General features: G+C 42.2%; 12 protein-coding genes. 10 read left to right on the forward strand and 2 right to left on the reverse strand.

The annotated features are described in order from the left end of the window. The 4 genes from DBR11_RS30650 to DBR11_RS18620 all read left to right on the forward strand — a co-directional run. A partial coding sequence (locus tag DBR11_RS30650) for an integrase core domain-containing protein (RefSeq protein ID WP_146186583.1) occupies positions 1 to 78 on the forward strand: 78 nt, incomplete at its 5' end. 125 nt (positions 79 to 203) lie between these two features. Then, the gene (locus DBR11_RS18610; RefSeq protein WP_146186581.1) at positions 204 to 4,133 is read left to right on the forward strand and encodes a DUF5977 domain-containing protein; all 3,930 of its coding nucleotides are present in this window, start codon (positions 204 to 206) and stop codon (positions 4,131 to 4,133) included. Between the two features lie 13 nt (positions 4,134 to 4,146). Further along, positions 4,147 to 7,656 carry a polymorphic toxin type 10 domain-containing protein gene (locus DBR11_RS18615; protein ID WP_108554141.1) on the forward strand — a complete coding sequence of 1,170 codons (3,510 nt, stop codon included), beginning with the start codon at positions 4,147 to 4,149 and terminating at the stop codon, positions 7,654 to 7,656. Next, on the forward strand, positions 7,653 to 7,931 hold the full coding sequence (locus DBR11_RS18620; RefSeq protein ID WP_108554142.1) for an Imm27 family immunity protein: 279 nt from the start codon (positions 7,653 to 7,655) through the stop codon (positions 7,929 to 7,931). The genes DBR11_RS18615 and DBR11_RS18620 overlap by 4 nt, the downstream gene beginning before the upstream one ends. Positions 7,932 to 7,970: 39 nt before the next feature. Here DBR11_RS18620 and DBR11_RS18625 read toward each other — a convergent pair whose 3' ends face one another. Next, on the reverse strand, positions 7,971 to 8,327 hold the full coding sequence (locus tag DBR11_RS18625) for a helix-turn-helix transcriptional regulator (protein ID WP_199233883.1): 357 nt from the start codon (positions 8,325 to 8,327) through the stop codon (positions 7,971 to 7,973). A 35-nt stretch (positions 8,328 to 8,362) separates the two neighbouring features. Between DBR11_RS18625 and DBR11_RS18630 the strand changes: the two genes are divergently transcribed. Genes DBR11_RS18630 through DBR11_RS18645 form a run of 4 tightly spaced genes read left to right on the forward strand, consistent with a single transcriptional unit; the run spans position 8,363 to position 10,759 of the window. Continuing rightward, complete coding sequence (locus DBR11_RS18630) at positions 8,363 to 9,007, forward strand: hypothetical protein (RefSeq protein ID WP_146186582.1); 645 nt, start codon at positions 8,363 to 8,365, stop codon at positions 9,005 to 9,007. Between the two features lie 30 nt (positions 9,008 to 9,037). Beyond that, positions 9,038 to 9,712 carry a tyrosine-type recombinase/integrase gene (locus DBR11_RS18635; protein ID WP_108554145.1) on the forward strand — a complete coding sequence of 225 codons (675 nt, stop codon included), beginning with the start codon at positions 9,038 to 9,040 and terminating at the stop codon, positions 9,710 to 9,712. A 17-nt stretch (positions 9,713 to 9,729) separates the two neighbouring features. After that, complete coding sequence (locus tag DBR11_RS30565) at positions 9,730 to 9,912, forward strand: tyrosine-type recombinase/integrase (protein WP_158275327.1); 183 nt, start codon at positions 9,730 to 9,732, stop codon at positions 9,910 to 9,912. Further along, positions 9,899 to 10,759 carry a tyrosine-type recombinase/integrase gene (locus DBR11_RS18645; protein ID WP_108554147.1) on the forward strand — a complete coding sequence of 287 codons (861 nt, stop codon included), beginning with the start codon at positions 9,899 to 9,901 and terminating at the stop codon, positions 10,757 to 10,759. Before DBR11_RS30565 ends, DBR11_RS18645 begins: the two co-directional genes overlap by 14 nt. A gap of 136 nt (positions 10,760 to 10,895) precedes the next feature. On the opposite strand, the gene DBR11_RS18650 is transcribed toward DBR11_RS18645, so the two are convergent. Beyond that, the gene (locus tag DBR11_RS18650) at positions 10,896 to 11,114 is read right to left on the reverse strand and encodes a hypothetical protein (RefSeq protein WP_108554148.1); all 219 of its coding nucleotides are present in this window, start codon (positions 11,112 to 11,114) and stop codon (positions 10,896 to 10,898) included. A gap of 358 nt (positions 11,115 to 11,472) precedes the next feature. Here DBR11_RS18650 and DBR11_RS18660 point away from each other — a divergent pair, with 358 nt between their 5' ends. Together DBR11_RS18660 and DBR11_RS30240 are read left to right on the forward strand one after the other, a co-directional pair. Next, entirely contained in the window at positions 11,473 to 12,237 is a 765-nt protein-coding gene (locus DBR11_RS18660) for an RHS repeat domain-containing protein (protein WP_233260818.1), read from the forward strand. 10 nt (positions 12,238 to 12,247) lie between these two features. Then, positions 12,248 to 12,584, forward strand: a 337-nt coding sequence (locus DBR11_RS30240; RefSeq protein ID WP_233260819.1) for a hypothetical protein, incomplete at its 3' end; no start/stop codon positions are given.

A 12,584-nucleotide genomic window follows, 5' to 3' on the forward strand; every position in this document is an offset into this window, starting at 1 on the left:
GCAGAATATAATACCTTTAGACCACATAGTTCCTTAGGAGGTTTAACGCCTCAGGAGATGTGGAAAAAAACCAGTTAACGCCCTGATTCTCGAATTTAGCGTGTCCTAAAATTGGGGGGAGGTCAATACAAACAACCTCATTTGCACAACTAAACCTCCAAAATCCAACCGAAAAAGATCAAGTGAGTATTCAAACCCCCAATATGGCTAGTTTGGGGTTGTTTGGTGAGATGCCAGTATCCTATTTTACAGGGATTCCCAATGTGGAAGTGCCCTTATATACATTTTCCGAAGGAAAAATAGCAGTACCCATAACATTGAGCTACCATGCAAGCGGATTTCGGCCAGACGTACATCCAGGATGGGTAGGGATGAACTGGTCCATTTCTATGGGAGGAGCCATCACTAGGACTGTTAAAGGACTTCCAGATGATTTTAATACGCTGGAAAGAGCTCAGCAAACCCATATATATCTCACAGAAAATCCTGACGAACGGGTATATAATGCAAGTAATTTTGGTTTTTATTTTAATACACCACTACTAAATGCCTCACTTTGGAACAATGTAGACTATGTTAAACAAATGGCAATAGCTAATGCAGATATAGAACCAGATGAATTTTCATTTGTTTTTCCTAATGGTTCAGGAAAGTTTTATCTGGATATGGACGGAACATGGAAGGTAAAGAGTGACCGTGCCATAAAAGTCGTTTTCAACGGCAACTTTTTAGCCGTTCCATTTCAACCAGTACCCGGTAGTATTTTGGTCGGTTTGGGCTATTCGAAAACATATGCTGGGTTTACCATAATTGATACAGACGGAACACAATATGTATATGGAGGAAACAGTAATTTCATCGAATATAGCATTGACTTCGTAAATCAAGATAAAGACTTTTGGCAGGCAGATGCATGGTATTTAAAGGAAATCATAGAGCCTTCAGGTAAAAAAGTATCTTTTGAGTACGAAAGGGGGGCATTCATCAATCAATTGACACAAAGCCTTAGTCAGAATTTTGGTACAGGGGGGAGTCAAAATAACTTCTGGCTTCCTCCATGTGGTTTGTCCAGTGGCAGTTTTAGGGAAGATTATACGGGCAGACTAAATTCGCCTATTTATTTGAAAAAGATTGTTGGCTTAACCGGGACAGTTAACTTTAGCAGGTTGGCCAGTGGCGAACTGGATTTTGGAAAAGATTATTATACAAATACCAACGGAGCCACTATCGCCAGAAGTATTTATGAGATTATTGCCCTGAATTTTCGATATGATCGAAACGTTGGGATTGCGGGGATGGACAATCCGAGTTATTTTTACAAAAGATTATTTCCGATCCTATATCAGGATGAACAAACATCTTCCAATCCTAATGTACCTACTTCTGTGTCCCAAACTGGTGTCTATAGTGATTTATGGGCAAGTTGGCTCGCCAGGAGATTAGAATGGTCCAAGCTAGACAAAATAGAGGTTAAAAATAATAGCGGATCAATAATAAAGTCGTTTCAATTTGACTATGAAGCAGGCGTAAATAAGAGGCTAACCTTAAAATCTGTTAAAGAAGGTAGCAGTTCAGGCGATTATAATACACCATACACATTTGATTATAATTTGATGGATGATGTGCCTTATTTTTCGGGAAAAGTCGATCATTGGGGCTTTTATAATGGAGTATTGGCCAATATTAACGATAGACAAAACACTCCTTCCATATATTATAATTCCAGGGCTTCGAATTTTACTTATGCCCAACAAGGAATGCTTAATAAAATTACTTATCCTCTTGGAGGATTCACGAGATTTGAATATGAAGCCAATAGCGCAAGCAAACAATTGTCTAAAGGACGAGATGTAATAGAAAGCTTTTCTGGTGACGTAGGTGGAATCCGCATTAAAAAAATCACTACCTACGATGCAGGAACCCCTGCAAGTTATATGGTAAAAGAGTATTTCTATGTCGCCGGGTTTAGAAATTCAAAAGCATTAAACAGTTTAACTTCAAGCGGTGTACTTGGAGGCCAATCTCAGTATCTTTTCAAAAATTTTAAGGTAAAGTCTGCCACGTCAGACGCCTATTATGAAAAAAACCAGTTCAACTCCTTGTCACATCTTCCAGGTTCTACCAACAGCTTAGGCTCACATATAGGTTATAGTGAAGTGGTAGAGAGGCTCAATAACAACGGCTATACTATTCATTATTTTACCAATTTTGATAATGGGCATATGGATGAACATGAGACCTCCATTAATATGGCGGTAAGCCCATATAATGCTTATAGTTCATTAGAGGAGGAACGGGGAAAGGCGTATAAAGAGGAAAATTATACAGCCGGCGATTTACCTGTTGAGAAAACAGAAAGTGAATTTCAGGCGCTAAATAAAGCCACTCAGTTTGCCCGTGCTATTAAAGCGAAATCTTTCAGGATCTGTCCCGGAACAAATGATATATACATAGAGGGTGACGCTTATAAAAATTATACCTATTCCTATCTTCCTGTAAAGATTACAAAGACCAGTTATGATATGATGGGACTTAACCCAGTAGCTACTATTAAGCATCTCACTTACGATAGTTTTGGGCAATTGAAGACAGAATCACTAGAGAAAAGTGATCAGCAGACAAGCAGTTTAACTAATTTCTATGCCTATGATCTGGGCGCTACAGTTCCTTACCAGGAGATGACTAATAAAAATATCATCTCACCCATTGTTAAGCAGGAACTTTACTCCAATAATGTTTTGCAGGAAACTCTGACCACCGAATATGAAAAGAATTTAAGCAGCAATACAGCATTGATCCTTCCAAAATTTGTAAAAACTAAAGTGGGCAATAACACCCCAGAAATACGGCTTGAATATTTAAAGTATGACGACAGGGGAAATGTATTGAGCTTTTCAAAAAATGCAGGGACAAAGACCAATTACATTTGGGGATACGGCAAAAACTACCCAGTAGCAACAATTGAAGGCAGCGATTATTCCATTATTGAAAATACATTTGCTATGCCTCTAAATGACTATAGCAATTATATTGTAACCCCAGGTCTTGACAATACAATTGAAAATTACGACACCTATCTTGACAGATTTAGAAATGACATGGCCATACATAACTGTATGATAACTACCTATAGCTATGAACCTTTAGTAGGAATAACCAGTAAAAAAGATCCAAAAGGTATGTTAACTACTTACGAGTATGACAGCTTTCAACGCTTAAAACACATTAAAGATCAAAATGGTAATATTGCTAAAAGCTATACTTATTATACCCGGCCAAAGATCTATCCTAGTGAGCAGATATCTCAAAAGTTTTATAAAAATAATTGTGGTGCTGGGGCATTTGGCTCTGAGGTACTATATACGGTTCAAGAAGGCAAGTACATCTCTTTGATCTCTCAGGCAGATGCCAATGCTCAAGCTTATAATGATATTTCTCAAAACGGACAGGCATATGCTAATCAACAAGGATACTGCACAACGGAAGGAACCTATGTTTCCCTGTGTAGTACTGGGATGAGACAGGTAGTAATTGAAGATTATAAATACACCTATCAGACTTATACCATAAAGGTATTTAAAGATCCTCAGGGATTATATGTGAAGGAAACCCCCGTTGATGTTCAATACCGCTATAATAATGGGAGCATCAACACGGTTAGTGTTTCAGGAGTAAAAGAGATGGGAGAGTATCTGATGGAAAAAGAATATGTAGGGGTAATTCCCCCATCAGGAGAAGACAGCCCCTCTAATGGAGGCGAAATTATCACCTATTGGTTTAACCTCGTAAACCACCCCAATTATAGCATTACAACTTTGGTTGATTGCAATTCAGGACCAATTGATGACGGTCCAACTGATGATGGTGGTCTTAAACATGCCCAGAATAACAATATGGTACGTTTTGAAAATCTACCCTCTCTGTGTAGCTATACTGCAGAGATGGATAAAGATATAGTCGTTTTGTACTATTATAATAATCCTCAAGAAGAAGTGAAGTGCTTTACTGGGGCTTCAATGCAATCTGCTGTTGCTGATGGATATTATACATTCTATAAATATGGAAATGGTGGGCCTAACAAGTGGTATAAGATACAACAGGGGGTAATCATAGAAGAAGGTACGTGTCAATAGATATAAGATAACAATGAAATATTACTTAAATAAATATAAATACAGTTTTTCGGTGTTATTGCTGATGCTGTTTGTGATGGTGTCGAATGCTCAAAGTCCAAGTGATTCTCAGAACTATGTGATAGAGACAGTGGTCCGAGTGCCGAATAAGACATCTACTACCTCACTTTCCGGACTTCCTGTGGCCGAGGCCAACCGGACGATCCTATATTTTGATGGTTTAGGCCGTAAAATGCAGACGGTGGGCTGGCAGGCCAGTCCGGTTTTAAGAGATCTGGTTACCCCGGTCGCCTATGATGCTTTGGGCAGAGAGGATACCAAATACCTGCCTTATTCAGGTACGGTAGCAGCCAGTAACGGTAGTTATAAAGCCAATGCATTGGCCGAACAAGCCGCTTTTTATACGAACCCTACCAATCCCTCTGGTTGGAATGCCCCGGGGGTAACCGCCATACCAGGGGCGGCTTATTCAAAAACTATATTTGAATCCAGCCCTGTAAACCGGGTCGTGGAACAAGGTGCGCCAGGTTCGGTTTGGCAACCAGCTGCAAGCCGTACATCTACCACAGGGCGAACAGCAGTTGTAGAATATGGAGGTAACAACAATCTAACAACCTATACAACAACTGGATTTGCGGTTCGTTTGTATACCGCTGCAGTTGTTGCCGGAACAGGCCATGAACATGAACGGACCCTTTCCGGTACTGGCTATTATGGGGCAAACCAACTGCACCTGACCATTAGTAAAGATGAAAACTGGACCTCTGCCGATGGAAAGGTAGGCACCATAGAAGAATATAAGGATAAGGAAAACCGGGTGGTATTGAAACGCTTTTTCAATAAAATCGGAACAACCATAGAAACCCTATCTACTTATTACATATATGATGATCTTGGGAACCTAAGTTTTGTCCTGCCGCCGGGCGCAAATCCTGACGCAATAGCAGTGCCTGTACAGGCTACCCTGGATAACCTTTGTTACCAGTATCGTTATGATGGAAGAAAGCGTCTGATTGAAAAGAAGCTTCCGGGAAAAGGATGGGAGTTTATGGTGTACAATAGACTAGACCAGTTGGTAGCAAGCCAGGATGCCGTGCAGCGGAGTAAATCAGTTCAACAATGGCTGTTCAGTAAGTATGATGATTTCGGCCGGGTGATTCAAACCGGAATCTATAGCTATCCAGGCAGCACGGCGAACACCAGTTATCGTGTAGCCTTGCAGACAATCATAGATACCCAGCCCTCTACGATCAATCTATGGGAAAGCCGTTCTCCCGGATCTCTATACAGCAACCAATGCTGGCCAACGACAGGTGTTACCACGGTGCTTAGCTGGAGTTATTACGATAATTATAATATTCCCAGCCTGCCGGCAATAGCCCCATACAATCAGTCAGCTTCATATAGCACCATGACCAAATCACTGCTGACGGCCAGCCAAGTGAACGTATTGGGCACTTCCCAAATGCTGTGGACCGTGAATTACTACGATAATGAAGCCAGGGTTGTCAGAAGCATCCAGCAGCATTATAAAGGAGCGACAGTTTCTAATGGGAGTTACGACGATGTGAGCAATACCTACAGTTTTATAGGCGAAGTATTGACCACTACACGGCGACATTATGTAAATGGTACCGAGCAGCTCTATGCGGCAAGTCGTTTTACTTATGACCACCAAGGGCGTGGAAAGGATAACTATCAAAAGACAGGAGATAACATCTCCACGACCAATGCAGAAGTACTATTAAGCCGGAAGAACTATAACGAGGTTGGGCAGCTCCTGAACAAACAGCTCTATAGTACAAATTCAGGATCCAGTTTTGCCCAGACGGTTACTTATGCCTATAACCCAAGGGGCTGGTTAAAAAGCCAAAGCGCGCCTTTGTTTACCCAAAGCCTGAAATACGAAGATGTCCTCAGTGGTGTTGTTAGTCAATACAACGGAAACATCAGCCGTCAGGAGTGGGGAACCGGAAAGTACTACAACTATATCTATGACAGGCTGAACCGTTTAAACTCGGCGATCAGTGATGAGAACCACAACGAACTGATTGGTTACGATGTGATGGGCAATATTACCCGCTTACAGCGGAAACAAGCCGGAACATTGGTCGATCAGCTGAAATACACTTATATGACGGGCAACCAGTTGGGGAACGTGGTAGACAGTACCACCACAAACACCAGTGCTGCTTTCCAGTTGCCAGGAACAACAGTTTATACGTATGACCAGAACGGAAATATCGGCTCTCGGAGCAATGCTGCCTATACCACCAACAACCTGACTTCGTTCACCTATAATCACTTAAACCTGCCCTCCACGATGACAGCAGGCGCAGCAGCGGTGAACTATACCTATGATGCCACAGGCAATAAATTAAGTAAGCAGGTACCTTCGATTAGTTTAAATAATGAGTATATTCGGGGTATCCAATACGAGGGTGGGGTATTAAAGTTTGTATCCACAGCAGAGGGACGGGTGGTACGCAACAGTGCAACGAGTTACTCTTATGAATACACACTGGCAGATCACCTGGGCGATGGAAGAGTGTACTTTGATATTAATAGTGGGGTAGCTAGAAAGATCCAGGAAACAGATTATTATGCCTTTGGTCTGGATATTCAGAGAAGTTTGATAGGGACAGAGAATAAGTACCAGTATAACGGTAAGGAGAAACAGGATCAGGAGAAGCTGTATGACTACGGGGCAAGGTTCTATGATCCGGTGATTGGGAGGTGGAATGTGATTGATCCTAAAGCAGAGCTTGGCAGAAGGTGGTCACCCTATGCTTATGCTTTTGACAATCCAATCTATTTCATCGATCCGGATGGGATGTGGCCAGGGCCAAATTTCTTAAGTGATACCTGGGCTTCTGCGAAAAGTTCTTTTAAAGGTTATTTCAAATCTATAGCCCATGCAGTCCAGAATCCGGGAGCTACTGCTAGAGCTGTTGTAAATAATGTTAAAAGTATGTCGGCGGGAGAACTGTTAACATCTCCAATTACTAAATCTCCTGGAGTTCAGTTGTTAAAAACAGAATATGCAGCTGCAAAAGCAATCGTTCAGGGTGATGGTAAAGCTTTGGGGAGCATCATTGGTCGCGAAACAGCTAATACTGCTACTGTTCTTGCTACGGCAGCAGCAGGCGAGGCTATCGGAGGTGCGAAAGCGTTAATTCCGAAAGCTAACAATCCGGTTCCAGGTGAGTTAGCGAGAGTTGTTCCTACTGCGGATGGTATTACTACATTGGGAAGGCCTGGTACTCCTGATGTGTTTGTAACTGCTGCTAGCGATATCAAGGGTTTGAATTCTAGTCAGATAGCGACTAAGCTTACAATTCCTGAAAGTCAAACTGGATTTACTATTTTTACCTTTCCTACTCCAGCTGAAGGGATTGCAACCCCTATATATAGATCTGATCCTGGATTTGTAGGTTTTGGTAGAACGATGGGAGGTGCGAGAGAGTTTACGATCCCGAATCAACCAATACCTGCCAATGCAACAAAAAAAGTAATACCATGATGATAAATTCAAGCGAGAAAAAAATTACAGGTAATTGGACTTTTAATGGTCAAAAAATGGTAGAGGATGAACAATGTAAGAGAATATATTGGCTACGTGATAACCACTTAAGGCGTATAACCTCGGATCAAAGTGGCTGGGACGTTTTATACCAAGACCCAGAAGATATGAGATATTGGGAGCTAATCTATGAGCATAGTGAATTGCAAGGAGGCGGCCCTCCTTCGTTAATACAATTATCAAAAGAAGATGCTGGATCAAAATATGCTATATAATCCTCACAAAGCCCCTCAGAAATGTTGGGCTTTGTTGTTTTAAGATGCGTATGCCTTTTGTGCTTTGGTATCTCTTAGTACGGTATCAATAAAGAAGAACAGCTTTTCCTTGATGGCGGGGCTTAAGCTTTCTATTTCCTGCATGCGCTCTACGGTCTTTTTATCGAACGAGGCATTCACGCCTTCGCCGGCCAGGTAATCCAGGGATACCTGGAAAGCCTGTGCTATCTTCATGGCCGCCTCAATGGAGGGTACGGCCTCATCCCGCTCATACTTGCCGATCATCACCCTTGAAATGCCGCTTTTAGTGGCCAGGTCACTTTGTGACCAGTCCTTCTGACTTCTTAACTCTGCTATGATACCAAAGAAGGCTGAGCGCAGGGCAGGTTGATGAATCCAGGCAGCGTAAGCTGAAAGAGCAGATCAAGAACGTGCAGCGGATCTTAAAGCCGATTACCGTTAAAAATCCCTATGCTACCTTTCTGCAATTACCGGAAGAAGTCTTTAAGCCAAGAAGAACGATGCTGCTGCTGTTACTCTTCACCGAAACGATCACCTATTATCACCAGTATCAGAGAACCTTAAAGACCGATACCGACACCGGGGAGCAATACATTGAAAGTACGCTGGAAGATGTAGAAGCTGCCTTTACACTGCTGGAAACCACGCTGCTGAAAAAGAGTGATGAACTAAATGATGCCTGCCGAAGCTTCTTTGAGCGGCTGAAAGGCTACCTGAAAGAAAAAGATACCGAAAGCGGGAACGTTAGTTTTTACAGCAAGGAGATCCGCTCGGCCTTTAGGCTGAGCCCCAGCAGCATCGGACGTTATCTGTACGAACTAGAACGGATGGGCTATATCAAGATCACCCGTGGCAACCGCTATAAAGGCTTTGAATACAAGGTGCAGAGCTGGAATGATCTGGAGAGTTTGCAGCAAAGCAGCAAAATGCTGGTCAGTAGCATCCTTGAAAATATCAGATCAGTATCCCGTAACCCACTAGTAACCCAAAGGCCTGATGGGTTACTTAAAGTACAGAAAGACAGCAAGAAAGAAGCAGTAACCCAGAGTAAGTGAAAAACGTACAGTTAGCAAAAAAAGCAAATCATGAGAAACCAGCTCTATATCCGTTTAAACGCAGGCTTTAGTGAATGGCTAAGGATCCTGAACTTTGACCAAACCAGCCAGCGGGATATGCCTGTGATGTTAAAGGCGTTCCTGATCTTCCTGGAAGAAAATGACTGTAACAGCATTACCGGCATTACAGAAAGCCACCTTGAAAATTACCTGCAGGTCTTAAGTGAGCAGCCCTGCAAGACCAAACCAGGAACATTGAGCTTAAACTATATCCGCAAGAATCTGCAGGTGATCCGCAAGTTTGCCCGGTACTTAGCGGAGAGCGGACAGGAGAGCTTTCCAGTTAAAGTGAAGATCAAAGGTAAAGCCACCAATATCAAAAGCATCCTGACTAAAAAGGAAGTCGCTAAACTGTATGAAGCCACTACGGAAACTGTTCTGGGCTTAAGGGACAGGGCGTTATTGACCCTATATTATGGTTGTGGTTTGAGGAAAAGTGAGGGCTTAAGCTTAAATACAGAAGATATCCTGCTGGAAAAGGAATTGGTGCTGGTCAGAAAAGGCAAAGGTTATAAAGCCAGGTATGTTCCTTTGACCGGGGGCAATAAAAAAGACCTGGAATACTACCTGAACTTCTCCAGGCCTTACCTGCTCTGCGGCAAAAAGGAACCGGCATTATTACTGAACGCAAATGGAAAAGGTTAAAGACCGCTTTTGAGCGGGTGCAGAAACTACGGTCAGCATCAGGGATAAAGAAGCCCATCGGTCCGCATACCCTGCGCCACAGCATTGCTACGCACCTTTTGCAATCAGGGATGAAGCTGGAGCAGATCCAGCGGTTCTTAGGCCATAGTAGTTTGGAAAGCACACAGATCTATACCCATATTGTAAATGAACAGCTTTGAGGAATATCTAAAAGAACAGGGCTTTAAGCCCGATACCATCTATCAGCACCGGAAGTATGTGAGTTACTTTATGGCCTGGCTGGCCATAGAAAATGTGAGCCTTTTACAGGTCGGTTACCATGATATCCTTGATTATGCAGACCATCAGAAAAAGGAGAACGATAGCGTGAACCTGGTAAACCGGATGCTGCTGGCCATCAGGTATTACTTTACTTACCTTCAAAAAGAAGATCAACTCAATCATAACCCTGCTGCCGGGATCAGCCTGAAAGGAAGTATCAGGACTGTCCCCAATGACCTGCTGGAGAAAGCAGAGCTGGAACACCTTTATGAAAGCTATGAGATCAAAGACGAACGTACCCATCGTAATAAAGTAATCTTAGGGTTACTGGTGTACCAGGCACTAACCAGGGAAGAACTGGAAACGATCCGGCCGGAGCACCTGAAACTAAGAGAGGGCAAAATACAGGTACCAAAAACCGGTAAGCAGAACAGCAGGATATTGCCCTTGCAACCCCATCAGATCTTAGACCTGCAGGAATATATATTGTTGATACGGCCAAAACTGCAAAGCAGATCTGAACGTTTGTTTACGGGTAGGAATGATATTGAAGACCTTAAAAACACCTTGCTGCACCTGAACCATGCGCTAAGAAGGATCAACCCTAAAGTTGAGCATGCTGTACAGATCCGCCAGAGCGTGATCACTGAATGGCTGAAAGAAAAGGACTTAAGAACGGTGCAGTATATGGCCGGCCACCGTTATGTAAGCAGTACAGAACGTTACCAGACCAGTAACCTGGAAGATCTGAAAGAAGCACTCAACAAGCACCACCCATTGAAATGAATGGAGTGAATGGAGCAAGCGGAAGTTAGGCAGAGCCTTACTTTTCTGCCCTTAAGCTATCGCTAAGGGTTATTGAAGTATACTCCGGGTATACTTTACCACCTTCACACTATCGACAAGGCCGAAAAGAGTATACTCACCGGTATACTTTGGTACTGGAAGCCTGCGGCAGCATGGTGCTTCGCAGTATAGTAGTTGGGGAATCTTCCATTCCCCAAACCCCTTTGGAACCTCTTACTGATAGAAAGAGCCGCTCTTTCCTCCTCACTGCCAAAGCACTTTCCATCAGTAAGAGGTCACCACCCAAAAGCAACCAACGGGAGTAGTAAAAGTAGTTTTTGTATAGCAAAAACATAAACTTGCTCCATCAAGGCTCCCTGCAATGCACCAATGAGAATAGAGGTTCGGGGAGATGATCTGTTAAGCCCCAAAAAGCGGAAGAAGGGGAAGCTGTCAAGGGTACGTGGAATAAATTGGATTGCAGGGTAAAGGCTAAGAGCGTTTATGCCGCGAAAGTCCCTTTACTGCTTTTCCTTCGGAGGCTATCTTTGCTGTAACAGATAATCTTCCTACCAGTAAAGCCAAAAATCAACGCACCAACGGCCTTTGTAAAACCCAAACAAAAAACTAACTTTACGCTAAAGGAACGTTCTTTATAAAGCAGAAAAGTGCCTGCCAGCGAATCCGGCGAACTGTAAAAAAGTTGCATAAGGGTGTTAGATTATGGTGCACGGCTCTACGATCCGGTGATTGGTAGATGGAATGTAATTGATCCAAAAGCTGAATTTGGAAGAAGATTGTCTCCTTATATTTATACATTTGATAACCCAATAAGATTTACAGATCCAGACGGAATGTGGCCATTTCCTCTAAATCCTGTTAGATTATTTAAAAATGCCTTTGATGCAATTAATTATGCTTCATATAGAATTGTTAGAACATTTAGAGCTGAAACTGAAGCCAGATTTGTTCAGAAATACACGCCGGCTTTTGCTGGAGTCGTGGCCTTTAAAGCTAATAGGGCACAGAGCCTAGCAAAGTCAGTTAATCTTGGTGATAATAGTCCAGGAGGGAATCAGAATGCTTTTAGACATGTTGATGGTCAAGCAATAGCTGCTGCTGCTGTAGGCCAGAAGATTGCTAAAGAGGCAGGTGATGCACATGAAGGTAAATATGGGCTTCAAAATGTTTTAAAAGATAATGAGGGAGCTTTGATGGAATTACATAAAAATGGGACAGTAAAGATAGACGGAGCAATTGCAGATTCGTTTGTAGATCAGTTGAATAATCAGGTAGGGCGCGCCATTGCAAAAGCAAATCCTGGTTTGTCTGACCTTGAGCTGGCAATTAAATCATTAGAGGCCGTTAGAGATGGCAATGCATTTGTATATGATATAGAAAAAGGAGGAACCGCTACAATTAAGCATTCATCTATGTCGAAAGAACAATTTGATGAAGCTTTAAAAAGGATACTTTAAATGTAATAATATGTTAGGAAATATAAGATTGGTTATTTTTTTGTTTAGCATTATTTTTTTAAGTAGCTGTTCTGGATCCGATTCGGACCTCTTAAAAAAATTAGAAAATTCAGTTGGTAAGCATGTTGAATTAGCCTCAAAAAATGAGTTAGGTTATTCTGTTTTTAGGCTAAGCAGTATTACAAATTTTAAATGGGATCGGTTTTACGTCTTTAGTGAATACGTTGATAGCAAGCAAGTATCCGAAATCACAGGGATTCAATGGAATGGTCAACCTGTACCAAGTGGTAAAAAACGAATATTGTTTATCCATGGTACTGATATTGTCAATTACGTAGATTATGAAC

Source organism: Pedobacter sp. HMWF019, assembly GCF_003061025.1.
GTDB lineage: Bacteria > Bacteroidota > Bacteroidia > Sphingobacteriales > Sphingobacteriaceae > Pedobacter.

Excerpts from the sequence above, each read along its gene's own strand:
- DBR11_RS18620 (WP_108554142.1), top strand. The coding sequence starts at position 7,653 with ATGATGATAAATTCAAGCGAGAAAAAAATTACAGGTAATTGGACTTTT.
- DBR11_RS18635 (WP_108554145.1), top strand. The coding sequence starts at position 9,038 with ATGAGAAACCAGCTCTATATCCGTTTAAACGCAGGCTTTAGTGAATGG.
- DBR11_RS18610 (WP_146186581.1), top strand. The coding sequence starts at position 204 with ATGGCTAGTTTGGGGTTGTTTGGTGAGATGCCAGTATCCTATTTTACA.
- DBR11_RS18650 (WP_108554148.1), bottom strand. The coding sequence starts at position 11,114 with ATGTTTTTGCTATACAAAAACTACTTTTACTACTCCCGTTGGTTGCTT.
- DBR11_RS18615 (WP_108554141.1), top strand. The coding sequence starts at position 4,147 with ATGAAATATTACTTAAATAAATATAAATACAGTTTTTCGGTGTTATTG.
- DBR11_RS18645 (WP_108554147.1), top strand. The coding sequence starts at position 9,899 with ATGAACAGCTTTGAGGAATATCTAAAAGAACAGGGCTTTAAGCCCGAT.